The 26,972-nt window shown below is 61.9% G+C and carries 22 protein-coding genes; 6 read left to right on the top strand and 16 right to left on the bottom strand.

Features of this window, described 5'->3' with window-relative positions:
• From trpC to HX824_RS07250, 3 genes are read right to left on the bottom strand one after another with little or no spacing between them, the layout of a single operon-like run.
• Window positions 1-837, bottom strand: coding sequence for an indole-3-glycerol phosphate synthase TrpC (trpC, locus tag HX824_RS07240; RefSeq protein WP_003210953.1), 837 nt, complete (start codon window positions 835-837; stop codon window positions 1-3).
• A complete protein-coding gene (gene trpD, locus HX824_RS07245; protein ID WP_003210955.1) occupies window positions 834-1,883 on the bottom strand; it encodes an anthranilate phosphoribosyltransferase in 1,050 nt (349 codons plus the stop codon). The genes trpC and trpD overlap by 4 nt, the downstream gene beginning before the upstream one ends.
• A 9-nt stretch (window positions 1,884-1,892) precedes the next feature.
• Window positions 1,893-2,486, bottom strand: a complete 594-nt coding sequence (locus tag HX824_RS07250) for an aminodeoxychorismate/anthranilate synthase component II (RefSeq protein WP_003210957.1) — start codon at window positions 2,484-2,486, stop codon at window positions 1,893-1,895.
• A gap of 412 nt (window positions 2,487-2,898) precedes the next feature.
• Here HX824_RS07250 and estP point away from each other — a divergent pair, with 412 nt between their 5' ends.
• Window positions 2,899-4,821 carry an esterase EstP gene (gene estP, locus HX824_RS07255; protein WP_177054388.1) on the top strand — a complete coding sequence of 641 codons (1,923 nt, stop codon included), beginning with the start codon at window positions 2,899-2,901 and terminating at the stop codon, window positions 4,819-4,821.
• A gap of 138 nt (window positions 4,822-4,959) precedes the next feature.
• Here estP and trpE read toward each other — a convergent pair whose 3' ends face one another.
• The 10 genes from trpE to HX824_RS07305 form a co-directional block, all read right to left on the bottom strand.
• On the bottom strand, window positions 4,960-6,441 hold the full coding sequence (trpE, locus tag HX824_RS07260) for an anthranilate synthase component I (protein ID WP_003210962.1): 1,482 nt from the start codon (window positions 6,439-6,441) through the stop codon (window positions 4,960-4,962).
• A gap of 68 nt (window positions 6,442-6,509) precedes the next feature.
• Entirely contained in the window at window positions 6,510-7,328 is an 819-nt protein-coding gene (locus HX824_RS07265) for a phosphoglycolate phosphatase (RefSeq protein WP_003210964.1), read from the bottom strand.
• The gene (rpe, locus tag HX824_RS07270; RefSeq protein ID WP_177054389.1) at window positions 7,325-7,999 is read right to left on the bottom strand and encodes a ribulose-phosphate 3-epimerase; all 675 of its coding nucleotides are present in this window, start codon (window positions 7,997-7,999) and stop codon (window positions 7,325-7,327) included. Before rpe ends, HX824_RS07265 begins: the two co-directional genes overlap by 4 nt.
• A gap of 83 nt (window positions 8,000-8,082) precedes the next feature.
• On the bottom strand, window positions 8,083-9,231 hold the full coding sequence (locus tag HX824_RS07275) for an iron-containing alcohol dehydrogenase (RefSeq protein WP_003210968.1): 1,149 nt from the start codon (window positions 9,229-9,231) through the stop codon (window positions 8,083-8,085).
• Window positions 9,232-9,371: 140 nt separating this feature from the next.
• Window positions 9,372-10,196 carry an ABC transporter permease gene (locus HX824_RS07280; protein WP_003210970.1) on the bottom strand — a complete coding sequence of 275 codons (825 nt, stop codon included), beginning with the start codon at window positions 10,194-10,196 and terminating at the stop codon, window positions 9,372-9,374.
• Window positions 10,197-10,209: 13 nt separating this feature from the next.
• On the bottom strand, window positions 10,210-11,442 hold the full coding sequence (locus HX824_RS07285; protein ID WP_003210972.1) for an ABC transporter permease: 1,233 nt from the start codon (window positions 11,440-11,442) through the stop codon (window positions 10,210-10,212).
• 212 nt (window positions 11,443-11,654) lie between these two features.
• Window positions 11,655-12,695 carry an ABC transporter substrate-binding protein gene (locus HX824_RS07290; protein WP_003210973.1) on the bottom strand — a complete coding sequence of 347 codons (1,041 nt, stop codon included), beginning with the start codon at window positions 12,693-12,695 and terminating at the stop codon, window positions 11,655-11,657.
• A 43-nt stretch (window positions 12,696-12,738) separates the two neighbouring features.
• Window positions 12,739-13,851 (bottom strand): ABC transporter ATP-binding protein, encoded by a 1,113-nt coding sequence (locus tag HX824_RS07295; protein WP_003210974.1) that lies wholly within the window; start codon window positions 13,849-13,851, stop codon window positions 12,739-12,741.
• A gap of 226 nt (window positions 13,852-14,077) precedes the next feature.
• On the bottom strand, window positions 14,078-14,707 hold the full coding sequence (locus HX824_RS07300) for a response regulator transcription factor (protein ID WP_003210977.1): 630 nt from the start codon (window positions 14,705-14,707) through the stop codon (window positions 14,078-14,080).
• Between the two features lie 25 nt (window positions 14,708-14,732).
• On the bottom strand, window positions 14,733-17,120 hold the full coding sequence (locus HX824_RS07305) for a PAS domain S-box protein (protein ID WP_008434435.1): 2,388 nt from the start codon (window positions 17,118-17,120) through the stop codon (window positions 14,733-14,735).
• Window positions 17,121-17,197: 77 nt separating this feature from the next.
• Here HX824_RS07305 and HX824_RS07310 point away from each other — a divergent pair, with 77 nt between their 5' ends.
• A complete protein-coding gene (locus HX824_RS07310; protein WP_102370012.1) occupies window positions 17,198-18,172 on the top strand; it encodes an alpha/beta hydrolase family protein in 975 nt (324 codons plus the stop codon).
• 165 nt (window positions 18,173-18,337) lie between these two features.
• Here HX824_RS07310 and HX824_RS07315 read toward each other — a convergent pair whose 3' ends face one another.
• From HX824_RS07315 to HX824_RS07325, 3 genes are read right to left on the bottom strand one after another with little or no spacing between them, the layout of a single operon-like run.
• Window positions 18,338-19,105, bottom strand: coding sequence for a TerB family tellurite resistance protein (locus HX824_RS07315; protein ID WP_177054390.1), 768 nt, complete (start codon window positions 19,103-19,105; stop codon window positions 18,338-18,340).
• 1 nt (window position 19,106) lies between these two features.
• Entirely contained in the window at window positions 19,107-19,781 is a 675-nt protein-coding gene (murU, locus tag HX824_RS07320) for an N-acetylmuramate alpha-1-phosphate uridylyltransferase MurU (RefSeq protein ID WP_177054391.1), read from the bottom strand.
• Complete coding sequence (locus HX824_RS07325; RefSeq protein ID WP_008434428.1) at window positions 19,778-20,797, bottom strand: aminoglycoside phosphotransferase family protein; 1,020 nt, start codon at window positions 20,795-20,797, stop codon at window positions 19,778-19,780. The genes murU and HX824_RS07325 overlap by 4 nt, the downstream gene beginning before the upstream one ends.
• Before the next feature lie 130 nt (window positions 20,798-20,927).
• On the opposite strand from HX824_RS07325, the gene HX824_RS07330 reads away from it, so the two are divergent.
• The 4 genes from HX824_RS07330 to rsmA are packed head-to-tail and all read left to right on the top strand — an operon-like array spanning window position 20,928 to window position 26,851.
• Window positions 20,928-23,738 carry an LPS-assembly protein LptD gene (locus tag HX824_RS07330; RefSeq protein WP_177054392.1) on the top strand — a complete coding sequence of 937 codons (2,811 nt, stop codon included), beginning with the start codon at window positions 20,928-20,930 and terminating at the stop codon, window positions 23,736-23,738.
• Window positions 23,719-25,056: a peptidylprolyl isomerase gene (locus HX824_RS07335; RefSeq protein ID WP_003210991.1), complete on the top strand. Its 1,338-nt coding sequence runs from the start codon at window positions 23,719-23,721 to the stop codon at window positions 25,054-25,056. Before HX824_RS07330 ends, HX824_RS07335 begins: the two co-directional genes overlap by 20 nt.
• Window positions 25,053-26,042, top strand: coding sequence for a 4-hydroxythreonine-4-phosphate dehydrogenase PdxA (pdxA, locus tag HX824_RS07340; protein ID WP_003210992.1), 990 nt, complete (start codon window positions 25,053-25,055; stop codon window positions 26,040-26,042). Before HX824_RS07335 ends, pdxA begins: the two co-directional genes overlap by 4 nt.
• On the top strand, window positions 26,039-26,851 hold the full coding sequence (gene rsmA / locus HX824_RS07345) for a 16S rRNA (adenine(1518)-N(6)/adenine(1519)-N(6))-dimethyltransferase RsmA (protein ID WP_003210994.1): 813 nt from the start codon (window positions 26,039-26,041) through the stop codon (window positions 26,849-26,851). The genes pdxA and rsmA overlap by 4 nt, the downstream gene beginning before the upstream one ends.
• The last annotated feature ends 121 nt before the right edge of the window (window positions 26,852-26,972 follow it).

A 26,972-nucleotide genomic window follows, 5' to 3' on the forward strand; every position in this document is an offset into this window, starting at 1 on the left:
TCAATCCAGGGTCGAGCCACTGACGGCAACGCCACGCTCCGGGAAGAACAGGCGCTGCAATTCAGCCCCCGGGTTCTCGGCACGCATGAAGGTTTCGCCGACGAGGAACGAGTACACGCCGCTGATTTCCATCAGTTCCACATCGGCGCGATTGACGATGCCGCTTTCGGTGATCACCAACCGGTCGCGCGGGATGCGCGGCAACAGGTCGAGGGTGTTTTCCAGGCTGACTTCGAAGGTGTGCAGGTTGCGGTTGTTGACGCCCACCAACGGTGTGTCGAGGGTTTTCAACGCGCGTTCCAGTTCATCACCGTCGTGCACTTCCACCAGCACGTCGAGGCCGACGCTCTTGGCCACGGCCGCCAGTTCAGCCATTTTCACGTCATCCAGTGCGGAGACGATCAACAGCACGCAATCGGCGCCCAACGCTCGGGCTTCGACGATCTGGTAGGGGTCGACCATGAAGTCCTTGCGGATCACCGGCAGCGAACACGCCGCACGTGCTTGCTGCAGGTACAGGTCGGCACCCTGGAAATAGTCGATATCGGTCAACACCGAGAGGCACGTCGCGCCGCCCTTCTCGTAGCTTTTGGCGATGTCTTCAGGGATGAAGATCTCGCGAATCACGCCCTTGCTCGGCGAAGCCTTCTTGATTTCAGCGATAACGGCCGGCTGTTTTTCCTTGGCCTGCTTGATCAGCGCATTGGCGAACCCACGCGGTGCATCAGCGGTTTTCGCCAGGCCTTCCAGCTCAGCCAGGCTGACCCGGGCACGGCGCTCGGCGACTTCTTCTGCCTTGCGGGCCAGGATTTTTTCCAGAACGGTCGGAACACTCATCCTTCATTCTCCACTTTGAACACCGCAGTAAACGCACCCAGTTCTTCGAGCTTTTCGCGCGCCAGCCCGGTATGCAATGCATCATGAGCGAGGGCAACACCCTCTTTAAGACTGTAGGCGTGATCCGCGGCGTACAGCGCCGCACCGGCGTTGAGCACAATCATTTCTGCGGCTTTCTGTCCGTTTTCGGTCTTGCGGCGTCCCAGGGCATCGCGAATCAGTTCAAGGGAGGCTGCCGGGCTTTCTACCGCCAGGCCGTGCAGGCTCTGGCTTTTCATGCCGAGGTCTTCTGGCTCGACCCAATACTCGGTGACCTGGTCGTTCTTCAGCTCCGCCACGAAGGTCGGTGCCGCCAGGCTGAACTCGTCGAGGCCATCCTTGGAGTGCACCACCAGCACGTGCTTGCTGCCCAGGCGCTGCAGGACTTCAGCCAATGGCCGGCACAGCGCCTGGCTGAACACGCCCACTACCTGATGCTTCACACCGGCCGGATTCGTAAGCGGGCCGAGCATGTTGAACAGGGTACGCAAGCCCAAGTCCTTGCGCGGGCCGGCGGCGTGTTTCATCGCGCCGTGATGGGACTGGGCAAACATGAAGCCGATGCCGACATGATCGATGCAGCGCGCCACTTGTACCGGGGTCAGGTTCAGGTAGATGCCTGCTGCTTCCAGCAAATCGGCGCTGCCGCTTTTACCCGACACCGCGCGGTTACCGTGCTTGGCCACGGTGCAGCCGGCAGCGGCCACCACAAAGGAAGAAGCCGTCGACACGTTGAAAATGTTCGCACCGTCGCCGCCGGTGCCGACCACGTCGACCACGCCGTCGAGGGTCTTGAGTTCAACCTTGTCGGCCAGCTCACGCATGACCGACACAGCGCCGACGATTTCGTCGATGCTCTCGCTCTTCATGCGCATGGCCATCATGAACGCGCCGATCTGCGCGTCGGTGCATTGACCGGTCATGATCTCGCGCATCACATCGCTCATTTCAGCGGTGCTCAGGTCCAGATGGCCGACGATACGGCTCAGGGCAGTCTTGATATCCATGAAAAGTCCTTAGCGCGTGCCGCCGCTCTGCTTGAGAAAGTTAGCGAACAGCTCGAAGCCCTGCTCGGTCAAAATCGATTCCGGGTGAAATTGCACCCCTTCGACGTTCAGTGTCTTGTGACGCAGGCCCATGATCTCGTCGACCGAGCCATCCTCCAGTTGGGTCCAGGCCGTCAGCTCAAGGCACTCGGGCAGGGTTTCACGCTTGACCACCAGCGAGTGGTAGCGGGTTACCGTTACCGGCAGGTTCAAACCCTGGAATACGCCCTGGTCCTTGTGAAATACCGGGCTGGTCTTGCCGTGCATTACCTGGCGGGCGCGGACGACGTCGCCACCAAAGGCCTGGCCGATGGACTGATGGCCCAGGCACACGCCCAGGATCGGCAGCTTGCCGGCAAAGTATTGGATGGCTTCGAGGGAGATGCCCGCTTCGGTCGGCGTGCACGGGCCTGGGGAGACGACGATGCGTTCAGGGTTCAACGCGGCGATCTGGGCCACGGTCAATTCGTCGTTGCGCACCACCTTGACCTCGGCGCCGAGTTCGCCCAGGTACTGCACAACGTTGTAGGTAAAGGAGTCGTAGTTATCAATCATCAGCAACATGTGGGTTAAAACCTCTTGAATTCACTGACTTCTAATGACGGCCTTCCAAGGGAGTGACCCGCTGCCAGACGCACTTTCCGGTTGCCGGGGTTGGCCGGCAAGGGGCGTTTAACAGAGGGTGAAGAAGGCAAATCGGTACAGGTCCGGCGGGGCCGGTAGAGAAAAGTTAGGCGCGCCAACGCCAACGGGCGTGTGCCTTGACTACTCGCATCAAGAGTTTGCTGATGATCAACACGGAGAGGGTCTCATTCATACGTTCAGGCACAGTAACGTAGCCTCGCCAACGGTGCAATATCGAGCCGCAAATACGGGGGAAACTGCCCGACTGATAATTGGCGTCAAACTTTTCAGAACCCTTCCAAGGGCGCTACAGTCACAGTGCTGACAAAAAAACAAAATCATGGACGGACTCATGACCAAGATGCCCTATTTCACCCCCATCGTCGGCTGCCTCTTGGCGCTGGCATGCTCGCAAGCCTTCGCCGCGCCCTCGCCTTATTCGACGATGGTCGTTTTCGGTGACAGCCTGGCCGACGCCGGTACATTTGCCGACCCTGGCGCACCGGGCTCAACCTATCGCTTCACCAACCGCACCGGCCCGCAATACTTCGACGGCAGCGGCGAAAGCACATCGCTGATCTCCTCGACGTTATTGGGCGGCAAGCTGGGGGTTGCCCCGGGCGACCTGAATGCCTCGACCTCGCCGGAGCGCGCCGCGCTGGGCCAGCCAGACGGCAATAACTGGGCCGTCGGCGGCTACACCACCCAACAGATCTACGATGCCATCACCGGTAACTCCACCGTCACCGACAGCGACACCGGGCAGGTATTGCGTACACGTCCCGGATACCTGGCATCAACGGGGGGCCGAGCCGACCCCAACGCGTTGTACTTTCTCTCCGGCGGCGGCAATGACTTCCTCGACGGCCTGGTCCTCAGCCCCGACCAGGCCTCGGCCGCAGCCGGGCGCCTGGCCGACAGCGCCCAGGCGCTGCAACAGGCTGGCGCCCGTTATGTAATGGTATGGATGCTGCCGGACCTGGGCCTGACACCTGCCGTCAATGGCACCCCGCTCCAAGGGGCCGTCAGCACCCTGGCCGGCGCGTTCAACCAGACCCTGGTACAGCGCCTGTCGCAAATCGATGCGCAGATCATCCCGCTGAACATTCCGTTGCTGCTCAAGGAAACCTTTGCCGATCCCGGGCGTTTTGGTTTTGCCACCGACCAGAACCTCAACCAGACGTGCTTCAGCGGCACCACCTGCAGGAATCCGGTGTATGGCGTCGGCGGCACCAATCCGGACCCGGCCAAGCTGATTTACAACGACACCGTGCACCCGACCGAGGCCGGGCAGGTACTGATCGCCGACTACGCGTATTCGCTGCTGGCAGCCCCCTGGGAAATCACCCTGCTTCCGGAAATGGCCCAAGGCACCTTGCGCGCCCATCAGGATTCATTGCGCAACCAATGGCAAGCCGACTCTGGTAGCTGGCAGGCCGTGGGCCAATGGCGGGCGATCGTCGACGCTGGCGGCCAGCACCTGGACTTCGATGATCAGAACAGCTCGGCCAGCGGTGACGGCAGCGGCTATAACCTGAACATCGGTGGCAGCTACAGGCTCAATGACGAGTGGCGGGTGGGTGTGGCAGCAGGCTTCTATCGCCAGAGTCTTGAGGCCGGCGCCAGCGATTCGGACTACAAGCTCAACAGCTACCTGGGCACCGCGTTCGCCCAATATCAGGAAGATCACTGGTGGGCCGACGCCGCATTGACCGGCGGCAAACTGGACTTCGATAACCTCAAGCGCAAGTTCGCCCTGGGCATCAGCGAAGGCACCGAGAAAGGCGACACCGACGGCTGGCTATGGGCATTGAGCGCACGGGTTGGGTATGACATCGCCGAGCCGAACAGCGAGTGGCACTTCTCACCCTTTATCAGCGCTGACTATTCGCGGGTCGAGGTGAATGGTTATTCGGAGAAAGATGCCCGGTCCACCGCGCTGACCTTTGATGACCAACAGCGCGACTCCAAGCGTTTGGGAATCGGATTACAAGCCAACTACCGCTTCACCCCGCAAACCCTGGTGTTTGGCGAAGTGGCCCACGAGCACGAGTTTGAAAACGATACGCAGCGAGTGGGCATGTCCCTCAACAGCGTGCCGGGGATTGATTTCAAACTGGACGGCTACACGCCACGCAGCAATTCGGATCGCTTGAACCTGGGGATTACCCACAAGGTGACCAAGGACCTGGCGTTGAACGCGGCCTATAACGTGAGAAAGGATGACAACTTTACCCAGCAAGGGCTGAGTGTCGGGGTGAGTCTGGATTTCTGACTCGGACTTGAAACTGACAAATACCAAATGTGGGAGCGGGCTTGCTCGCGAAAGCGGTGCGACAGTCGCCTTATATATCGACTGATACACCGCCTTCGCGAGCAAGCCCGCTCCCACATTTTTGATCTACGTCTGACTTCAGTCCTGCGGGGTCTGCTCAGCCAACGCCACCGCGCGGAACATCGCCCGGCGCTTGTTCAGCGTCTCTTCCCATTCCAGGGCCGGTACCGAGTCGGCCACAATCCCGCCGCCCGCCTGCACGTGCAGTTCGCCGTCCTTGATCACCGCCGTACGGATCGCGATCGCAGTGTCCATATTGCCGTTCCAGGCGAAATACCCCACCGCGCCGCCATACACACCCCGCTTCACCGGCTCCAGCTCGTCGATGATTTCCATCGCGCGAATCTTCGGTGCGCCCGACAAGGTGCCCGCCGGCAGGATCGCCCGCAGTGCATCCATCGCCGTCAACCCGGCCTTCAGCTCGCCGGTGACGTTGGACACGATGTGCATCACGTTGGAGTAACGCTCGATCACCATCTTCTCGGTGAGCTTCACCGAACCGATTTCCGAGACACGCCCGGTGTCATTGCGGCCCAGGTCGATCAGCATCAAGTGCTCGGCGATTTCCTTGTCGTCGCTCAACAGGTCCTGTTCCAGCGCCAGGTCCGCCTCTTCGGTCGCACCGCGAGGGCGGGTGCCGGCAATCGGGCGTACGGTGATCAGGTTGTCTTCGACCCGCACCAGCACTTCCGGCGAACTGCCCACGACGTGGAAGTCGCCAAAGTTGAAGAAGTACATGTACGGCGTCGGGTTGAAACAGCGCAGCGCCCGGTACAAATCAATCGGCGCGGCCTTGAAGTCGATGGACATGCGTTGCGACGGCACCACCTGCATGCAGTCACCGGCAAGGATATATTCCTTGATGGTATCGACCGCACGCTCGTAGTCATCCTGGGTAAAGCTGGAGCGGAACACCGGGTCAGCCGCCGGTGGACGGCTGAGGTCCAGGCCGCGACGCGGGGTGATCGGCTGGCGCAGTTTTTCCAGCAGCGCTTCCAGGCTAGCCTGGCCTTGCTCGAACGCATCGGCCTGGGAAGGATCCGCCAACACGATAGCGTGCATCTTGCCCGCGAGGTTGTCGAACACCACCACCGCGTCGGAAACCATCAGCAGAATGTCCGGCACACCCAACGGATCGGGGTTCGGGGATTTGCCCAGGCGTTTTTCCACGTAGCGCACGCAGTCGTAGCCGAAGTAACCCACCAGGCCGCCGTTGAAGCGCGGCAGGCCGGCGATGGTCGGCACGTTGTAGCGCGCCTTGAATTCCTCGACGAAGGCCAGCGGGTCTTCCACATCGTGACTTTCGATCTCGACGCCGTCCAGGGTGATGCTCACATGGTGATCATGTACCCGCAGCACTGTGCGGCACGGCAGGCCGATGATCGAATAACGGCCCCATTTCTCGCCGCCCTGCACCGACTCCAGCAGATAGGAGTTGGGCTCGTCGGCCAGTTTCAGGTAGATCGACAGCGGGGTGTCGAAGTCGGCCAGGGTTTCGCAGGCCATGGGGATACGGTTGTAGCCGGCAGCGGCCAAACGCAGGAATTCTTCGCGGATCATGAGGTGCCTCGTGGCTTGAGGGTCTAACGGTCAGGTGTGCAAACGTGCCGCAGCGCGGCGAGGATCAGTCAGGCGCGCCAACGCCAGCGGGCCAGGGCCTTGATGACTTTCATCCAGAGTTTGCGAGTGACCACCACGATGGGATTTCCAGAAGGGGATGGAACAGCGTCGGGCAACGTTATCTCAGCGCCCGTTCCCAAGCAACCGGGGATTAACAGGCGCAGGTCATCAATCACCAGCGCCGGGGATTCTTCGGCAATCGGCCGGCCATGGTTGTAGCCGTAACTCAAGGCCACGCACTTGACCCCCGCCGCTTTCGCCGCCAGCACATCACTGCGCGAATCGCCGACAAACAGCGATTGGGACGCCGGGATATTGGCCATTTTCATCACGAAGAACAGCGCCGCCGGGTCGGGCTTCTTCTGCGGCAAGGTATCGCCGCCGATGATCCAGCGGAAATACCGGCCGATCTTCATCTGGTCCAACAGCGGTGCGACGAAACGCTCCGGCTTGTTGGTGATCAGGGCCATTTCCACGCCCTGCTTGTGCAGCCATTTCAGGGTGTCGCGCACGCCGGGATAAACCACGGTCAGTTCGTGGCCGTTTTCGTAGGCCACGTTGAACAGCTCAAGCGCATGCTCGGCTTCCACATCATCGACACCCTCGGCCTCGATGTTGTTGGCCAAGGCTCGACGCACCAGCATCTGCGCGCCATTGCCGACCCACTCGCGCACCGACTCGATACCCGCCGGCTTGCGCCCCAGCTTGAGCAGCATCTGGTCCACCGCCGCGGCCAGGTCCGGCACTGAATCGATCAACGTACCGTCCAGATCGAACATCACCAGCCGTGGCAGTTTGCCGGGGAACAGTTGCTCAAAGCCACTCATGGACGCGCCAGCGCCAGTTCTGCACGCATCTTGGCGATCACTTCCTGATAGTCCGGGGCATTGAAGATTGCCGAACCGGCCACAAAGGTGTCGGCACCGGCCGCGGCGATTTCGCGGATGTTGTTGACGTTGACGCCACCGTCGATCTCCAGGCGGATATCACGGCCCGACGCATCGATCAGCGCCCGCGCTTTACGCAGTTTGTTGAGGGTGCCGGGGATGAACTTCTGCCCGCCGAAGCCCGGGTTGACGCTCATCAGCAGCACCATGTCGACTTTGTCCATCACGTACTCAAGCACGCTCAGCGGAGTGGCCGGGTTGAACACCAGGCCCGCCTTGCAACCGCCCTCGCGGATCAGTTGCAGGGTGCGGTCCACGTGCAACGTGGCTTCCGGGTGGAAGGTGATGTAGGTCGCGCCGGCTTCGATGAAGTCACCGACGATGCGGTCCACCGGGCTGACCATCAAGTGCGCATCGATAGGCGCGGTCACGCCGTATTTACGCAGGGCGGCACAGACCATCGGACCAATGGTCAGGTTCGGCACATAGTGGTTGTCCATGACATCGAAGTGAACGAAGTCGGCACCGGCGGCCAACACCTTGTCCACTTCCTCGCCCAGGCGGGCGAAGTCGGCGGAGAGAATCGATGGAGCAATGACGAAGGGCTGCATGACGCACCTTTTTGAGCTAAATCACGATGGCGCGCATTGTATACCTCATGCTTTGCCGCGCGCACCGTGACCTCGCTCAATGGTTAATAAGCTGCCCGGTAGATTTTCTCGATATCAGCGGCGCTGAGCTTGCGCGGATTGTTGCGCATCAGCCGCTCGATCCCCGCCGCTTCTACCGCCATGGCCGGGATCGCGTCTTCAGGCACACCGAAGCTGCGCAGGCCGGACGGAATCTCGACTGCGGCACACAGTCGCGTCATCGCATCGACGGCCTGGTCGGCGGCATCCACCGCACTCAACCCCGTGATATTCACGCCCATGGCCTCGGCTATCTCCTGCATGCGCTCCACACACGCCAGCTTGTTCCAGTGCATCACGTAGGGCAGCAGCAAGGCGTTGCTTACGCCGTGGGCGATGTTGAAACGCCCGCCCAACGGGTAGGCCAACGCATGCACCGCGCCCACGCCGGCATTCCCGAACGCCATCCCGGCCATCAGGCTGGCGGTGGCCATGTCGTCCCGGGCCTCAAGGTTGGCGGGGTTGGCGTAGGCCTTGGGCAACGCCTTGGCAATCAGTTTGATCGCCCCGATGGCCAGTGCATCGGTGATCGGCGAGGCATTCAGCGACAGGTAGGATTCGATGGCGTGCACCAATGCGTCCACCCCACTGGCGGCGGTGACGCTGCGCGGGCAAGTCAGGGTCATCTGCGGGCTGATCAGGGCCACGTCCGGCAGCAGGTAATCACTGACGATGCCTTTTTTCAGTTGCGCGACCTTGTCCGACAGAATCGCCACGTTGGTCACCTCCGAACCGGTGCCGGCGGTGGTGGGAATCGCGATCAGCGGCGGGCCTTTGCGCGGCACCTGGTCCACGCCGAACAGGTCGGCCAGGGCGCCGTGGTAACCGGCGTAGGCCGCCACGCTCTTGGCGATGTCGATGGCACTGCCGCCGCCGACGCCGATCAGGCCGTCATGCCCGCCTTCGCGGTAGACGCGCATGCAGTCCTCGACGATGGCGATTTCCGGGTCGGGCAGCACGCGGTCGAAAATCTCGTAGGTCCGTTCGCCCAGGTGTTCCAGCGCCAGCGCCACGGTGCCGGATTTGACCAGTGCCGCATCGGTGACAATCAGCGGGTTGTCGACATCCAGCCGCGTCAGCTCGGCGGCCAGTTGCTCGATGGCGCCTGGGCCGGTGAGCAGTTTGTGGGCGATCTTGAATGAGGAAGTACTCATGTGCGCGGCCTCTTATCAGTTATGGGCTGGCACAAGACTAGCTGACTTGGGCTGGTTGTCTTGCATTCAGCTACTGAATAGACACAAACCCAATGTGGGAGCGGGCTTGCTCGCTCCCACATTTTGATCTCTGTTTGGCTTTAGACCTGGGCCGTACGCAGTTTCTCGCTACGCCCGCGCAGCCATTCCAGGGTCAGCAACAGCACCACCGAGAACGCGATCAACAAGGTCGCTGCGGCGGCAATGGTAGGGCTGAGGTTTTCACGGATGCCGCTGAACATCTGCCGGGGCAAGGTTGCCTGCTCGGGCCCGGCAAGGAACAGCGTCACCACCACTTCATCGAACGAGGTGGCAAAGGCGAACAGCGCCCCGGAGATCACCCCCGGGGCAATCAATGGCAAGGTCACCCGACGAAACGCCGTCAGCGGTGACGCGCCCAGGCTGGCCGCCGCCCGCACCAGGTTATGGTTGAACCCCTGCAAGGTCGCCGACACGGTGATGATCACAAACGGCACGCCCAGCACCGCGTGCACCACGATCAGCGAGAAGAAGCTGTTGCCCAGGCCCAGCGGCGCGAAGAACAGGTAACTGGCCACACCGATAATCACCACGGGCACTACCATCGGCGAAATCACCAGGGCCATCACCAGCGCCTTGCCGGGAAAGTGCCCCCGGGTCAGGCCAATCGCCGCCAGCGTGCCGAACACCATCGCCAGCACTGTAGCCGCCGGAGCCACGATGATGCTGTTCTTCAGGGCGCGCATCCATTCCGCCGAACCGAAGAAATCCTGGTACCAGTGCAGCGAGAAACCTTGCAGCGGGTAGACCAGGAAACTTCCACTGTTGAACGACAGCGGGATGATCACCAGCACCGGCAAGATCAGGAACAACAGGATCAGGCCGCAGAGGATCCGCAAGCTGTAGAACCAGACCCGTTCCACGGGCGACATATAAGGGCTCAGCATCGCAACGGTCTCCTTAGCTCAGGCGCAGGCGGCTGGCGCCCACCAGCCAGTTGTAGATCAGGTACAGCACCACGGTGGCCAGCAGCAACAAGCCGCCCAAGGCCGTGGCCATGCCCCAGTTGATGCTGGTGTTGGTGTAGAAGGCCACGAAGTAGCTGACCATCTGGTCGTTCGGGCTGCCCAGCAAGGCCGGGGTGATGTAGTAGCCAATCGCCAAAATGAACACCAACAGGCAGCCGGCACCAACGCCTGCGTAGGTCTGCGGGAAGTACACGCGCCAGAAGCTGGCGAATGGGTGGCAGCCCAGGGAGATTGCCGCCCGCATGTAGGTGGGCGAGATGCCTTTCATCACGCTGTAGATCGGCAAAATCATGAAGGGCAGCAGAATGTGCACCATGGAGATGTAGACGCCGAGCCGGTTGAACACCAACTCGACGGGTTTATCGATCAGCCCCATGCCCATCAGCGCGCTGTTGATCAAGCCGCCGGACTGCAGCAACACGATCCAGGCCGCCACGCGCACCAGCACCGAGGTCCAGAACGGCAGCAGCACCAGGATCATCAGCAAATTGCTTTGCCGCGCCGGCAAGTTGGCCAGCAGGTAAGCCAACGGATAGGCCAGCAGCAGGCAGCACACGGTGATGACCAGGCCCATCCAGAACGTACGGGCGAAGATATCGAGGTAGATCGCCTGGTCCGGGGTGGCCGGGGCGATTTCGCCGAGGTCGTCGATGCGGTGATCGACGGCGGCCAGCAAGTAGTATGGCGTGAGGCTGCTGGTGTTGCGCCGGATCGCCTGCCAGTACGCCGGGTCGCCCCAGCGTTCGTCGAGGTTTTCCAGCGCTTCTTTATAGGAGGCAGGCGCTTCGGTGAACGGCAGCGCCCGCGCGGTTTTTGTCAGCAGGCTGCGATAGCCCGCCAGTTCCATGTTCAAGCGTTTGGAGAGGTCGCCCAGGGTCGAGTTTTTCCGGGCTTCGCCCAGGTCCTCGCTGATGGCTTGATACACCGGCTCGCCCGGCAAGCCACGACCGTCCCAGGCCGTCACCGCCACCACCGTGCGCGGCAGGCCGCCCACCACTTCCGGGTTGCCGACGCTTTTGTAGAGCAGCGCCACAATCGGTACCAGGAACACCAGCAGCAAAAACACCACCAATGGCGCGATCAGGGCCTGGGCCTTCCAGCGGTTGAGCCGCTCGGCACGCGCCAGGCGCTGTTTCAGGGTGGGGCTGGGAATGGCGAGGGCCATGGCGAACTCCGGATCGTAAAAAAGAATGCAGACCTGTGAAGGCCCACACCTGTGGCGAGGGGGCTTGTCCCCCGTTGGGCTGCGCAGCAGCCCCAGTAAAGCCACTGTGGTTTATTAGACTGCCCGCGGTGGCTGGTTTTGGGGCCGCTTCGCAGCCCAACGGGGGACAAGCCCCCTCGCCACAAAAAGCCCATCCACCCTGGGTGCGGTGGTTACTTGGCAGCCCAGGAATTGAAGCGCTGCTCCAGTTGCTCACCGTTATCCGCCCAGAAGCTCACGTCGATCTGCACCTGGTTGGCGATGTTTTCCGGGGTAGTCGGCATGTCTTTCAGGATGTCCTTCGCCAGCAACGGTACCGCCTGGGTATTGGCCGGGCCGTAGGCGATGTTTTCCGAATAGGTCTTCTGCTGCTGCGGCTGCACCGAGAAGGCGATGAACTTCTTCGCCGCGTCAGCACGGTCCTTGGCCAGGCCTTTTGGAATGGCCCAGGCGTCGAAATCGTAGATCCCGCCGTTCCACACCACTTTCAAATTGCTTTCTTTCTGCACGGCAGCGATCCGGCCGTTGTAGGCAGAACTCATCACCACGTCGCCAGAAGCGAGGTACTGCGGCGGTTGGGCGCCCGCTTCCCACCACTGGATATACGGCTTGAGCTCATCGAGCTTCTTGAACGCACGGTCCTGGCCATCTTTGCCGGCCAGCACCTTGTACACATCCTTCGGCGCCACACCGTCAGCCATCAAGGCGAATTCCAGGGTGTACTTGGCGCCCTTGCGCAGGCCGCGTTTGCCCGGGAATTTCTTGGTGTCCCAGAAATCGGCCCAGCCGCCTGGCGGTGCTTTCAGTTTGTCGGCGTTGTAGGCCAGCACCGTGGACCACACGAAGAAACCCACGCCGCACGGCTGGATCGCGCCCTTCACGTAGTCGCCCGGGTTGCCGAACAGTTTCGGGTCCAGGGGCTCGAACATGTCTTCGTCACAGCCACGGGACAGTTCCGGCGACTCCACTTCCACCAGGTCCCAGGACACGCTCTTGGTGTCGACCATGGCCTTGACCTTGGCCATTTCACCGTTGTATTCACCGGCGACGATCTTGCCGTTGCCCGCGCTTTCCCACGGTGCATAGAAGGCCTTGACCTGCGCCGCCTTGTTCGCGCCACCAAAGGACACCACCGTCAAATCAGGGCCTGCCATGGCCTGTGTCGCGCCCATCAAGCTCAGAGCCAGGGCGGAATATTTCAGGGATCTCAACATTGTTGTTCTCTCCACGTGCGAGGTTGGTGAAGCAAGGGGGCGATCAATTCGCCTCTAGAAGTGGGTCGAGTGCGCGAACGTGCTCGACTTGCCAGCCAATCGGTACCACGTCGCCGACCGCCAGGGCTGTGTCCAGCTCGGCGATCGGTTGTTTCACAAAAAAATCGGTCTTGCCGCAGACTTCCAGGCGCACCCGCACGTGGTCGCCCAGGTAGATGAACTCGGCCACGCGCCCGGAGAATCGGTTGACGCAGCTTTCACTGGAGCCATTCAGGCTGACGCGCTCGGGGCGCACCGACAGGGTCACCGGGCCGCCGACCTGGCCGACGTTCACCGCCAGCGCCTCGACCTTTTCGCCGCGCGCCAGTTCGACCACGCAGCGGTCGCCGGTGTGGCTGTGCAGGCGGCCATTGAGGCGGTTGTTCTCGCCGATGAAGTTGGCGACGAAGGTGTTTTTCGGTTCTTCGTACAAGGTGCGCGGGGCAGCGATCTGCTGGATCTCGCCCTGGTGGAACACCGCCACCCGGTCGGACATGGTCAGTGCTTCGCCCTGGTCGTGGGTCACGTACACCACCGTCACGCCGAGGCGCTGGTGCAGGTGCTTGATCTCCATCTGCATGTGTTCGCGCAGTTGCTTGTCGAGGGCGCCGAGGGGTTCGTCCATCAGCACCAGCTGTGGCTCGAACACCAGCGCCCGGGCCAGGGCCACCCGCTGCTGCTGGCCACCGGAGAGTTGCGCCGGGTAGCGCTGGGCGAAGGCATCGAGCTGGACCATGCTCAGTACACGCTTGACCCGCTCGCTGATGTCGGTCTTGCTCAGGCCGCGTACAGAGAGCGGAAACGCCAGGTTCTCGGAGACGGTCATGTGCGGGAACAGCGCGTAGTTCTGGAACACCATGCCGATGTCGCGCTTGTGGGGCGGAACGTTGTTGATGGAGCGGCCGGCCAGCTGGATCTCGCCGGCGGTGGGGGTTTCAAAACCGGCGAGCATCATCAGGCTGGTGGTCTTGCCAGACCCGGACGGCCCGAGCAGGGTCAGGAACTCGCCCTTGCGAATCTCCAGGTTGAGGTCTTTGACGATCAGGTTCTCGCCGTCGTAGCTCTTCTGCACGCCACGAAAGCTGACCAGCACATCATTTGAATCCACCTCGCTCATACCCGCACCTTTTTGTTTTGGACTGCCGTGGAACAAGCGTAGTCCCAGGGCAAGGCCGCGCAAATCGGGGGCCCGGAGAGATTGGCATCAGCAGGATGGAAGGTTTGGGGTAGGGATTGCCCTACACGGATGGCGGGGATAGAACAGAGCAGTTACAAACCCTACGCTACAAGCAGCAAGACCGGGCAGCGCGACGCTCGGCAGGTAGTCGCAAACAGGTATGCCGCTATAGGAGTTTGTGCTCCATGGCGTACTTCACCAGTTCCGCCAGGGAGGTGATATTGAGCTTTTGCATCAGGCGCGCCTTGTGGGTACTGATGGTCTTGCTGCTCAACGCCAACTGCTGGGCAATGTCGTTGACGTTGGCGCCCTGGGCCAGGCGCTCGAATACCGAGAACTCGCGCTCCGACAACAACGAGTGCAATGGGCGGGAATCGGTGAGGCCGACTTCGAAGACCATGCGGTCGGCCAGGTCCGGGTCGATGTACCGCCCGCCCGCCGCGACCTTGCGGATCGCGGTCAGCAGCAGCGCCGGGTCGCTGTCCTTGGTGGCATAGCCGGCGGCACCGACCTTCAGCGCACGGGCGGCCATTTGCGCTTCGTCGTGCATCGACAGCACCAGGATCGCCGGGGGATTGTTCAGCGCACGGATCCGCGGGATGGCTTCCAGGCCGTTGACGCCAGGCATCGAGATGTCCAGCAACACCACCTCGCAAGGCACGTGGCGCAGGGTTTCCAGCAACTGCTCGCCATTGCTCGCCTCGCCCACCACCAGCAGGTCCTTGGCCAGGCCGATCAGTTGCTTGATGCCTTCGCGAACGATGGTGTGGTCTTCAGCTACCAGTACACGGATCACTGTGGATGTCCTCTTCTTTTGGTTATCAATCCAGCGGCACCGTCACACTCAGGGTGGTGCCTTCGCCCAATGCGCTGTCCAGGCTCAACTGCCCGCCCATGATCAGCACCCGCTCGCGCATGCCAACCAGGCCAAACGATACCGGGCGCCCGGGAGCCTGGACGAAACCTGCACCGTCGTCGCTGATGGTCAGGCGCAAGTGCGCGCCCTCCACCACCAGCGTCAGCTCGACAGTATGCGCCTGGGCATGGCGCATCACATTGGTCAGTGCCTCTTGCAGGATGCGGAACAGGCCGATGGCCTTGGCGTCGCTCAGCGCCGGCAGATTATCCGGCACCTGCACCAGGCACGGAATCTGCGTGCGGGCCTCGAAACGCCGGGCTTGCCATTCGATTGCCGAGGCAATCCCGGCGTCGAGAATCGGCGGGCGCAGGGCAGTAGCCACGTCGCGCACCAGTTGGAACAGTTGGGCGATCAGGCGCTTCATGCTGTTCAGCCGCTCGTGCAGGCCGGGATCCAGTTGCGCGTAGGTCAGCTCGCACATCGAGGTCTCCAGCTTGAGCACGGTGAGCATCTGCCCCAACTCGTCGTGCACTTCCCGGGCGATGCGGGCCTTCTCTTCCTCGCGCACGGTTTCCAGGTGGGCCGACAATTCCCGCAATTGCGCGCGGGAGGCGTCCAGCTCCAGCTCGATGCGCTTGCTCTCGCTGATGTCCCAGACAATTCCGTCCCAAACCACGGCGCCGTCTTCCAGGCGCCGGGTCACGGCCTTGATATCGGCCCAGCGCTGCTCGCCCAGGCGGGTCAGGATGCGGCCCTGCCAGGCCCAGTTGCTCTCCGTCTCGATGGCCTGGTCTTGGGTGCGGTGATAACTGGCGCGGTCGTCGGGATGCACCAGGCTGCGAATGCCCATGGCCGGATGGCTGAGCACTTCCGGCGCGTACCCCACCAGGCCCTCGCTGCCCTGGCTGATGTAGGCAAACTCGATCGCCTCGCTGCGCGGCAAGCGCTCCAGGCGAAACACCAGCCCCGGCACATTGGCGGCGATCCCTTGCAGCCGCGCCTCACTTTCCTGCAACGCCGCGAGGGCCCGGCGACGCTCGGTGACATCGTTGAGGTAGACCACCAGGTATTCGCCGTCGGCAAAGCGCAGGAAACTCAGGGACACATCGGCTGGCAATACGCTGCCATCGGCGCGCAGGCAATTGGTGGCAAAACTCTGTGGCCCGTCTTCGCTGGCCCGGGCGCGCTTCCACAGGTTGAGCCAGCGGTCCATGGTCAGCGTCGGGTCGAATTCGATCAGCGGGCGTTCGATCAGGGCGCCGGGGGCGTAGCCGAGCATGGTTTCCGCCGCCTGATTGGCGTAGCGCACATGGCTGTCCCAATTGACCCAGAGGATACCGACGGTGCTTTGGTCGATGGAGAACTGGGTCAGGCGCAAGGCTTCGGCACCGGCGGCGCGGGCGGCGCTTTCTTCGCGGGCGGCCAGCAGATTATGCTCCAGGCCGCGTTGCTGGCGGCGCTGCCAGAACACCACGGCCAGGCTGGCGAGCAATAGCAGGCCCAGCAGCAACGTGAGGTTTTGCCAGAAGCCGGGGGACTCGGTCACCCGTGGGTATTTGGGCTGCAGCCAGCGGCTGTGCAACTGGTCCAGATCACGAGCGGGAATCGCGCGCAAGCCGCTTTGCATGATATCGGCCAGCTCGGGCCAGTCGCGCCGCGTGGCCACCCGCAGCAATTGCGGCAGGCCGATATCGCCGACCACGGCAAGGCCGGCGAACTCGGTTTCGCCCGACAACCGGCTCAATTGCGCCTCATCCACCACCGCATACCGCGCCTGCTGGCTCACCAGCAATTGCAGGGCCTGGCGCTCCATGGGCACGCCTTGCAGGTTGAGGCTCGGGTAGGTGCTGCGCAGGTAATCCGCCACTGCGCTGGGCATGCGCACGGCGACGCGGGATTGGTCGTCGAGTTTCTCCAGGTCGACTGCGGTGCTGCCATCACGAACCCCGACAATGTGCTGGGGCACCCGCATATACGGATCGGAGAACAACCACAGGCGCAGGCCGGCCGGGGTTTGCAGCAGGCCGGGGGCAAGGTCGACCTCGCCGTCACGCACCGCCGCCTCCAGTTGCTCCTGATTGGGAAAGTTGCGCCAGGTCAGTTCGATATTCAGCGCCTTGGCCAGCCACTGCATCAATTCGACGTTGGCCCCGGACAGCCGCTGCAAGCGCCGATCGTATTGGGCATAAGGCGCCTGTAACACCAGCCCGACCCGCAGGTCGGGATGCTGTTCGAGCCATTCGCGCTGGCCGGCATCGAGCTGCGCCTGGTGAGTGGCAGGCGCAGGCACGGCGCCCGCAATCAAGGGAAAGCATATACAGCCGATAACCAGCAGGTAGCGAAAACCCATGATCCACGTCTCATATCACTGACAAATACTGACCAACCCATTAGGCTGCCGGAATCACTTCTGGCCGGAAATCAACGATGCCACTTTCCCACCGCTCGGCACTGCCAGCATTGTGCCTGTCGCTGCTGTTTACCAGCGCCTTTTGTGTCGAGGCCGCCGACACTCCCGCTCCCGCCCCGGAAAAGCCAGTGGTGCGCCAGCCCTTGCCGGAGCGCAGCCAGGAAGAAGCCAACGCCCTGGAACGACAAATCCCGCAGCAGGAACAACAACAGTTGCAGGCGGGCAGCGATTCTTTCCTGGCTTTGTGGAAGCCGGCCAACAGCGGTGAGCCTGAAGGCGTGGTGATTATCGTCCCGGGCAACGGCGAAAGTGCTGACTGGCCTCAAGCAATCGCGCCGTTGCGCAAGAAATTGCCGGACGCCTCCTGGGGCACCCTGAGCTTGTCGCTGCCGGACCTGACCCTGGACACCTTGCCACCCCGCGTCATCGAATCGCCCAAGGCGACCGTGGAGACCAGCAGCAAAGACGCCAGCACCGTCGCCAAACCCGTGGAGCAAGCCGCCAGCGCCGAAGCGGAAGGCACTGACCCGGCCGTGGTTCCCGGCACCGATGAACAAGACAAGACCGACGCCACGCGAATCTTCGCGCGCATTGACGCCGCCCTCGCCTTCGCCCAGACCCAGAATGCCCGCAGCGTCGTATTGCTCGGCCACGGCACCGGCGCCTGGTGGGCCGCGCGTTACCTGAGTGAAAAACAACCGGCGCAGGTGCAGAAATTTGTCATGGTGGCCGCGCAGACCCCGGCGGGCCGTGCCCCGGACCTGCAACAACTGGCACCGAAACTGAAGCTGGCCACGGCAGACTTTTTCTACCAGGACAACGCCCAGGCACGCAAAGCGGCCCAGGAACGTTCCCAGGCCAGCAAGCGTTTGAAGAATGACAGCTACAAGCAGGTGTCGTTGAAGGCCCTCCCCGATAACAGCCAGGCAGGGCAAGAGCAGCTGTACCGGCGGATTCGCGGGTGGCTGAGCCCGCAAAATCCCGGAGACTGATCGTAAATCTCAAAAACACTGGAGAACAAAATGTGGGAGCGGGCTTGCTCGCGAATGCGGTGGATCAGTAACAGATGCAGTGACTGACTCACCGCATTCGCGAGCAAGCCCGCTCCCACAATTGATCCGGTTTACACCATAAAAAAGCAGCGCCTGATGATTCTGTTAGCGAAAGTCTCGCCTTTCGCGAATCAGCGCGTAGGCGTTGTGCAGCTCGCGGGTACGTTCGGTCGCCTCCCGCACCTGGGCTGGACTGGCGCCACTGCCGGCAATCTTGTCCGGGTGGTGCCGGCTCAGCAGGCGCCGGTAAGCGCGCTTGATCACCGAAGGTTCGGTGGTCGACGTCACCCCCAGAATCCGCAACGCCTCCTGATAAGCCCCGCCACGATTGGCCAACGGCTTGCGCTCCGGCTCATAGTCAGCCGCCAGCGCCTGGATCTGCTGGACCGTCCAACCCAGCCATTTGCCCCATTGTTCAATCAACTCGCGCTCGGCCGTACTGGCCTTGCCGTCCGCCCAGGCCATGCGCCAACAGGCACGCAGCACACCTTCCGCCGCATGGGGCTGGGCCTTGAGCACGCCCAGGTAACTGCGTACCCGGTCCGAGCCGGATTTACCTCGATTGAACGCGGCAATCGCACGGCGCTGGGCCGGCTCGGCCATGTCCAGCCAGCGCATTTCCTGGCGCGCCTGCTGGATATGCCCGTCCACCACCCGGCCGTTGCTCTTGGCCAGGCGACCGAGCAACACGAACAGCAGTTCGTCATTGCGCAACGCCGGCCGGCCGCCAAGGCGCTCGCGTAACTGGGCCCAGCTTTGCAGTTCCAGGCGCCGGTCCAGCGCCTGGCCCAGCAGTGCGCCCAACATGGCCCCCGGAATGCTGGCAATGGCAAAGCCCGCCCCGGCTCCAATCAGAGTCCCTGGCCACAACATCCTAGTGCCCCGCTGTCAGCAGGGTTTCGACTTGCGCCAGACGCTCCAGCGTCCCGACATCGATCCAGCGTCCGTTCATGTGTTCCCCCGTCACCAACCCTTTCGCCATGGCGTCACGCAACAGCGGCGCCAGCTTGAAGGCACCCGCACTGCAACCCGCGAACAGCTGGGGGTGGAGTACGGAAATGCCACTGAAGGTCAGGTTATCGGCACCGGCGGCGGCATCATGAAGCGCGCCGTCCTTCAGGTAGAAATCACCACCGGACGGATGGTGCGGCGGGTTGTCGACCATCACCAGGTGGGCCAGCCCATTCAGTGGCTGGTGGAGGCTGGCGAAGTCGTAGTCGGTCCAGATGTCGCCATTGACCACCAGGAACGGTTCGTTCCCCAACAGCGGCAAGGCCTTGAAGATCCCGCCACCGGTTTCCAGCGGTTCGCCTTCGGCCGAATACTGGATGCGTACGCCGTACTGCGAGCCATCGCCCAGATAGCCTTCGATCTGCTGGCCGAGCCACGCATGATTGATGACGATCTCGGTAAAGCCTGCTTTCGCCAGCGCCTCGAGGTGGTACTCGATCAGGCGCTTGCCGCCGGCCTGGATCAGCGGCTTGGGCGTGTGCAAGGTCAGCGGGCGCATCCGCTCACCTTTGCCGGCGGCCAGGATCATGGCCTTCATACCACCGCCTCGACGCGCAGGCTCGCCAGCAATTCACCCAGTTCGCTCAACTCTGGCCGGTCCGCGAGCACCGCCTCTATATAAGCGAAGAAGCGCGGCACGTCCGCCAGGTAGCGCGGCTTGCCATCGCGGTGGCAGATGCGCGCAAAGATGCCGATCACCTTGAGGTGACGCTGCACGCCCATCAGGTCGCTGGCCCGCAGGAACTCCTCGAAGTCCGCCTGCACCGGGATACCCAGCGCGCCGGCGCGCTGCCAGTAACCGCGCTGCCATTCCCGCACGCGGGCCTGCGGCCAACTGAGGAAGGCGTCCTTGAACAGGCACGTGATGTCGTAGGTCACCGGGCCGTAGACCGCATCCTGGAAGTCCAGCACGCCGGGATTCGGCTCGCTGATCATCAGATTGCGCGGCATATAGTCGCGATGCACCAGGACCTTGGGCTGGGCCAGGGCGCTGTCAATCAGGTGTTCGCTGACGCGTTGCCACAGGCCAAGCTGCCGGGCGTCAAACTCGATGCCCAGCTCCCGGCGAACGTACCATTCAGGAAACAATTCCAGCTCCCGACGCAACAGCGCGACGTCATAACTGGGCAACGGGGCTTCCATCGGCAATTGCTGGAAAGCCAGCAATGCGTCGATGGCATCGGCGAACAATTGATCGGCATTTTCAGCCGTAATCACGTCCAGATAGGTTTTTTTCCCCAGGTCGTTCAGCAAAAGAAAGCCGCGAAGCAGATCTTGCGCATAAATTTTCGGAACATTTATTCCCGATTGACCGAGTAAATGAGCGATATCGACGAAAGGTTTGCAGTTTTCCTGGGGGGGTGGAGCGTCCATCACGACAAAACTGCGACCTCCTCCCTCCCACCGGAAGTAACGCCTGAAACTCGCGTCACTGCTGGCCGCAGTCAACGTGGCCGGGGGTACGACACCCCAGCCCTGGGTGGTAAAGAGGCCTGGCAATTGCTCATCAAGCCAGACTTTCAGCTGTTGCAAACGTAGATCTTGGTCGGGCATTACAAGGGTCTCCGACGGCGCTAGCCGTCAAGCGGGTCATGCTTTATTATCACGCATCTTTTTCAGACCATCGAGAGGCGTGCGGCCCACACCGCGGGCAGATGGCACGCAGGAAGCCCGGACTAATAAGATGGCATTGAAATCCCCCGCGTTTCGTAGAAAATTTCCGTTGCTGGTAACCGGCAGTCTGCTGGCCATGCAACCTTTCGCCACCTCATTCGTGGTCGCCGCGGAACAGTATGACTGCTCAGTCTCTGCTTCGGGTGCCTGGGATTGCGCGCCGAAAACGGCCGCAGCCCCGCTGCCACCGCGCCCGGTGCATGACGGCAGTGCCGTCAGCTCTGCCAGTGGCACGCCGCAAGGCGAGTCCGGCGGCGCCGCCGAGGCCGTGCCGCAGACCGCTCTGGTCACCGAAGCCAAGGGCCGCGGCCTGCGTTCGCGCAGCGCCGACTACAGCCACCTGGACTGGGTCCCTCGCGAGAAGCTCACCGCCGCACAACTGGCCGAAACCGGCCCGTACTGCTCCGGCGCGTACATCGAGCCGATCCGTCCTGGCATGAACGACAAGACGAACAAGAGCGACGCGCCGACCTTCATCGGCGCCAAGGTCTCTCGTTACGAGCAGGAACAACAAGTTGCTTCCCTGGCCGGTGACGTCGTCATGCGCCAGGGCAGCATGCAGGTCGAGGCCGACGAGGCCAACCTGTACCAGGCCGAGAACCGTGGCGAGCTGAACGGCAACGTCCGTCTGCGCGACAACGGTGCCCTGCTGGTGGGCGACCATGCTGAAGTCCAGCTGGACACCGGCGCCGCCAAGGTCGACAACGCCGAATACGTGATGCACAAATCGCGCATCCGCGGTAACGCCCTGTACGCCAAGCGTGCCGAAAACGCGATCATCCGTCTCAAGGACGGTACGTACACCACCTGCGAGCCGAACAGCAACGCCTGGCAGCTCAAGGGCAACAACATCACGCTCAACCCGGCCACCGGTTTCGGTACCGCGACCAACGTGACGTTGCGGGTCAAGGACATTCCGATCCTTTACACCCCGTACATCTACTTCCCGATCGACAACCGTCGTCAATCCGGCTTCCTGCCGCCGAGCTTCAGCACCGGTGGCGAGACTGGCTTCACGTTGGTTACGCCGTACTACTTCAACCTGGCGCCAAACTACGACGCCACGTTGTACCCGCAATACATGACCAAGCGCGGCCTGTTGATGGAAGGCGAATTCCGCTACCTCACCAAGTCCAGCGAAGGCCAGTTCGGCGGCGCGTACCTGAACGACGACAGCAGCGAGCGTAAAGGCCAGACCGACTACGAAAAAGATCGCTACATGATCAACTGGCAGCACAAGGGCGGGCTGGACTCGCGTGTACTGACTCAGGTCGACTACACCAACATCAGCGACCCTTATTACTTCCAGGATCTGAAGTCCTATCAGGAAGGGATCAAGAGCCAGGACTACGTGAACCAGCAAGGTTCGGTGACCTACCGCGGTGATACCTTCCAGGCGAAGCTGAACCTGCAGGCGTACCAGCTGGCAACGATCTCCCAGATCACGCCGTATGACCGCTTGCCACAGATCACCTTCAACGGCACGCTGCCGTACCATCCAGGCGGGGTGAACTTCACCTACGAGACCGAAGCCGTACGCTTTGATCGGGACTTGGAGAACGGAAGCTTCACGGATGAAAACGGGCTCGTATCGCCGCGGCTCGACACCTACGTAACCGGCCTGACCCGTGCAAACGGTACTCGCCTGAACGTTGCGCCGGCAGTCGACTACCCGATGAACTGGACCTACGGTTTTATTACGCCAAAGTTGAAGTACGTCTATACCAAGTACGATCTTGATTTGGACAGCATCGGCAAAAACCAGATTATCGCAGCGCAAGCCGCGTCAACTGCAGCCAACCCTTATGCCGGTGGCACCTTCAAAAGCTCGCAAGACCGTGCAATTCCGATTGCCAGCATCGACAGCGGCCTGTACTTCGACCGCAACACCAACTTGTTCGGCAAAGACTACCGTCAAACTCTGGAGCCTCGTGCGTACTACCTGTATGTACCGAACAAGGACCAGAGCGATATCCCGGTATTCGACAGCGGTGAGTACTCGTTCAGCTACGCGTCGCTGTTCCGTGACAACCGCTTCAGCGGTACTGACCGCATCGGCGACGAGAACAAACTGTCCCTGGGCGTGACCAGCCGCTGGATCGAAGAAAACGGCTTCGAACGCCAACGCGTCAGCATCGGCGAGGCCGTGTACTTCAAGAACCGCGAAGTTCAACTGCCGGGCATCCTGGCCTCGGACCGTGCGGACGCACAGTCTGATGTTTCGCCAATCGCCCTGGACTACGAGTTCCGCTTCAACCGTGACTGGCGCGCCACTGCCGATTACAACTGGGACCCGGAAAGCCACAGCCCACGCTCCGGCAGCGCGATGTTCCACTATCAGCCGGAAGACAACCCGAACAAGGTTATCAACGTCGGCTACCGCTATCGCAACGACCAGGTGGTGTACAACCAGCTGACCGGCAAATGGCAGTTTGGTGGTGACTACGGCACTCCGGGCACCGACAACTTCGTGAAGGATTACTACAAAATCCAGCAACACGACTTCTCGATGATGTGGCCGATCGTTCCGCAGTGGAACCTGATCACCCGCTGGCAGTATGACTATGCCCGCAACCGTACCCTGGAAGCCTTCGGTGGTTTCGAGTACGACAACTGCTGCTGGAAACTGCGCGTCATCAACCGTTACTGGGTTTCCAACGACGAATACAGCCAGATCGCCCCGCTGAACGAAAAGGGTGACCACGGGCTCTTCTTCCAGATCGTCCTTAAAGGACTCGGCGGCCTGACCGGCGCCAAGGTAGAGAGCTTCCTCGACAAAGGCATTGAAGGTTATCGTGAACGTGAAGACCAAGCTTTCTGATTGTCTGCGCCCGCTGATGCTGGGCGCGCTGTTCCTGGGTACCGCCGCAGCTCACGCTGCGGTTCAACCGCTGGACAAGGTAGTGGCCATCGTCGATAACGACGTGATCATGCAGAGCCAACTGGACCAACGGGTCAAGGAAGTTCAGCAAACCATCGCCAAGCGTGGCGGCGGCGTACCGCCGACCAGCGTGCTGGACCAGCAGGTGCTTGAACGCCTGATCGTTGAAAACCTGCAACTGCAGATCGGCGATCGCTCCGGTATCCGTATCAGCGACGAAGAATTGAACCAGGCTGTCGGCACCATCGCCCAGCGCAACAACATGAGTGTTGATCAGTTCCGCGCAGCCCTGGCTCACGACGGCCTGTCCTATGAGGACGCCCGTGACCAGATTCGCCGGGAAATGATCATCAGCCGTGTACGTCAGCGTCGCGTGGCCGAACGGATTCAGGTGTCCGAGCAGGAAGTGAAGAACTTCCTCGCCTCCGACCTTGGCAAGATGCAGCTTTCCGAAGAACTGCACCTGGCGAACATCCTGGTGCCTACGCCAGACAGCGCCAACGCTGAACAGCTCAATGCTGCCGCAGCGAAAACCCAGGCTATCTATGACCGTCTCAAGCAAGGTGCCGACTTTGCCCAGATGGCCATTGCCCAGTCCGGCAGCGACAACGCCCTCGAAGGCGGTGACATGGGCTGGCGTAAAGCCGCGCAACTGCCACCACCGTTCGACCGCGAGCTGAGTGCCATGGAAGTTGGTGGCATCACCCAGCCTGCCCGTACGCCTGGCGGTTTCATCATCCTCAAGTTGCTCGGCAAGCGCGGTGGCGAAGAAGCCCAGATGAAGGACGAAGTTCACGTTCGTCACATCCTGGTCAAGCCAAGCGAGATCCGTACCGAAGCCCAAACCAAGGAACTGGCCCAGAAGCTCTATGACCGCATCGAAGCGGGCGAAGACTTCGGCGAACTGGCGAAGAGCTATTCCGAAGACCCGGGTTCGGCGCTTAACGGCGGCGATCTGAACTGGATCGATCCGAAGGCACTGGTTCCAGAGTTCCAGGACGTCATGGCCAAGACCCCGCAAGGCGTGCTGTCCAAGCCGTTCAAGACCCAATACGGCTGGCACGTGCTGGAAGTCCTTGGCCGTCGCGCCACTGACAACACCACCCAGGCCCGCGAGCAGCAAGCCCTGACCGTACTGCGTAACCGCAAATACGACGAAGAGCTGCAAACCTGGTTGCGTCAGATCCGTGACGAAGCCTACGTAGAGAACAAGCTTCCTGGTGCCGACCAAACAGGCACCGACCAGGCAGCCCAGTGACACCCAAGCGTTTCGCACTGACACCCGGCGAGCCGGCCGGCATTGGTCCTGACCTGTGCCTGCTGCTCGCCTCGCACCCCCAGCCACACCCCCTGATTGCCATTACCAGCCGCGACCTGCTCATTGAGCGGGCCGCGCAGCTGGGTGTGGTTGTCGATCTGCTGCCGGTGGGCCCGGGCAACTGGCCTGATCTGCCGGCACCGGCCAACAGCCTGTACGTATGGGATACCCCGCTGGCGACCAAGGTCGTGGCCGGGCAACTGGACAAGGCCAACGCTGCCTTCGTCCTGGAAACCCTGACCCGTGCCGGCCAGGGCTGCATCGACGGGGATTTTGCCGGGATGATCACCGCCCCGGTACACAAGGGTGTGATCAACGAATCAGGCATCGCCTTTTCCGGTCATACCGAATTCCTCGCTGAGCTGACCCATACCGAACAAGTGGTGATGATGCTGGCAACGGGCGACCTGCGGGTGGCGCTGGTGACCACTCACCTGCCCCTGCGCGAGATTGCCGACGCCATTACCCCCGAGCGACTGGAGCGTGTAACACGCATCCTGCACGCCGACCTGCAACAGAAGTTCGGCATCGCCCAACCACGCATCCTGGTCTGTGGGCTCAACCCCCACGCCGGTGAAGGTGGCCACCTGGGCCATGAAGAAATCGACATCATCGAACCAACCCTGGAGCGTCTGCGCCTTGAAGGCATGGACCTGCGCGGCCCATTGCCTGCCGACACTCTGTTTACCCCCAAATATCTGGAGCACTGCGACGCAGTGCTGGCGATGTACCATGACCAGGGCCTGCCCGTGCTGAAGTACAAAGGCTTCGGCGCCGCGGTCAACGTGACACTGGGCCTGCCGATCATCCGCACCTCCGTCGACCATGGCACCGCCCTGGACCTCGCAGGCAGCGGCAAGATCGATACCGGCAGCCTGCACGTGGCCCTGGAAACCGCCTATCAGATGGCCGAGACCCGTATATGACCGAGCATTACCAACACCGGGCGCGCAAGCGTTTCGGGCAAAACTTCCTGCACGACGCTGGCGTGATCGATCGCATCCTGCGTTCCATCCATGCCAAGCCCGAAGACCGCCTGCTGGAAATCGGCCCGGGCCAGGGCGCCCTGACCCAAGGCCTGCTGAAAAGCGGCGGCCAGCTGGACGTGGTTGAGTTGGACAAGGACCTGATCCCGATCCTCAACCAGCAGTTCGCCGGCATGCCCAATTTCAACCTGCACCAGGGTGATGCGCTGAAGTTCGACTTCACCAGCCTCAATGCAGCGCCCAACAGCCTGCGGGTGGTCGGCAACCTGCCATACAACATCTCCACCCCGCTGATTTTTCACCTGCTGAACAACGCCGGCATCATCCGCGACATGCACTTCATGCTGCAAAAGGAAGTGGTCGAGCGCCTGGCAGCGGGTCCTGGAGGCGGTGACTGGGGTCGCCTGTCGATCATGGTTCAGTACCATTGCCGCGTAGAGCACCTGTTCAACGTCGGACCTGGCGCGTTCAACCCCCCGCCGAAAGTCGACTCCGCCATCGTGCGCCTGGTGCCTCACGCGGTGTTGCCACACCCGGCCAAAGATCACAAGTTGCTGGAGCGCGTGGTGCGCGAAGCCTTCAACCAGCGCCGCAAGACCTTGCGCAATACGCTGAAGGCTTTGCTCAGCAACGCTGAAATCGAGGCCGCCGGCGTCGACGGCAGCCTGCGCCCCGAGCAGTTGGACCTGGCCGCCTTCGTGCGCCTGGCTGACCAGCTCGCCATTCAGCCTGCGCCAGTGGCTGAATAAATAGTAGGAGCCGGCTTGCCGGCGATGGCGCACTCACGATCGCCATCGCTGGCAAGCCAGCGCCTACGGGCCTAGACTGACCGGCATCCGCTGTTCCCCCGCTTTTGCTTTTAAGGCCTCT

The organism is Pseudomonas sp. D4002, assembly GCF_013385665.1.
GTDB lineage: Bacteria > Pseudomonadota > Gammaproteobacteria > Pseudomonadales > Pseudomonadaceae > Aquipseudomonas.

Excerpts from the sequence above, each read along its gene's own strand:
- HX824_RS07305 (WP_008434435.1), bottom strand. The coding sequence starts at position 17,120 with ATGGGTTTTCGCTACCTGCTGGTTATCGGCTGTATATGCTTTCCCTTG.
- HX824_RS07265 (WP_003210964.1), bottom strand. The coding sequence starts at position 7,328 with ATGAGTGGCTTTGAGCAACTGTTCCCCGGCAAACTGCCACGGCTGGTG.
- HX824_RS07280 (WP_003210970.1), bottom strand. The coding sequence starts at position 10,196 with ATGCTGAGCCCTTATATGTCGCCCGTGGAACGGGTCTGGTTCTACAGC.
- trpE (WP_003210962.1), bottom strand. The coding sequence starts at position 6,441 with ATGATCCGCGAAGAATTCCTGCGTTTGGCCGCTGCCGGCTACAACCGT.
- HX824_RS07315 (WP_177054390.1), bottom strand. The coding sequence starts at position 19,105 with ATGTTGTGGCCAGGGACTCTGATTGGAGCCGGGGCGGGCTTTGCCATT.
- murU (WP_177054391.1), bottom strand. The coding sequence starts at position 19,781 with ATGAAGGCCATGATCCTGGCCGCCGGCAAAGGTGAGCGGATGCGCCCG.
- estP (WP_177054388.1), top strand. The coding sequence starts at position 2,899 with ATGACCAAGATGCCCTATTTCACCCCCATCGTCGGCTGCCTCTTGGCG.
- rsmA (WP_003210994.1), top strand. The coding sequence starts at position 26,039 with ATGACCGAGCATTACCAACACCGGGCGCGCAAGCGTTTCGGGCAAAAC.
- HX824_RS07285 (WP_003210972.1), bottom strand. The coding sequence starts at position 11,442 with ATGGCCCTCGCCATTCCCAGCCCCACCCTGAAACAGCGCCTGGCGCGT.
- HX824_RS07325 (WP_008434428.1), bottom strand. The coding sequence starts at position 20,797 with ATGCCCGACCAAGATCTACGTTTGCAACAGCTGAAAGTCTGGCTTGAT.
- HX824_RS07275 (WP_003210968.1), bottom strand. The coding sequence starts at position 9,231 with ATGAGTACTTCCTCATTCAAGATCGCCCACAAACTGCTCACCGGCCCA.
- HX824_RS07330 (WP_177054392.1), top strand. The coding sequence starts at position 20,928 with ATGGCATTGAAATCCCCCGCGTTTCGTAGAAAATTTCCGTTGCTGGTA.
- rpe (WP_177054389.1), bottom strand. The coding sequence starts at position 7,999 with ATGCAGCCCTTCGTCATTGCTCCATCGATTCTCTCCGCCGACTTCGCC.
- trpD (WP_003210955.1), bottom strand. The coding sequence starts at position 1,883 with ATGGATATCAAGACTGCCCTGAGCCGTATCGTCGGCCATCTGGACCTG.
- HX824_RS07250 (WP_003210957.1), bottom strand. The coding sequence starts at position 2,486 with ATGTTGCTGATGATTGATAACTACGACTCCTTTACCTACAACGTTGTG.
- trpC (WP_003210953.1), bottom strand. The coding sequence starts at position 837 with ATGAGTGTTCCGACCGTTCTGGAAAAAATCCTGGCCCGCAAGGCAGAA.
- HX824_RS07295 (WP_003210974.1), bottom strand. The coding sequence starts at position 13,851 with ATGAGCGAGGTGGATTCAAATGATGTGCTGGTCAGCTTTCGTGGCGTG.
- HX824_RS07290 (WP_003210973.1), bottom strand. The coding sequence starts at position 12,695 with ATGTTGAGATCCCTGAAATATTCCGCCCTGGCTCTGAGCTTGATGGGC.
- HX824_RS07310 (WP_102370012.1), top strand. The coding sequence starts at position 17,198 with ATGCCACTTTCCCACCGCTCGGCACTGCCAGCATTGTGCCTGTCGCTG.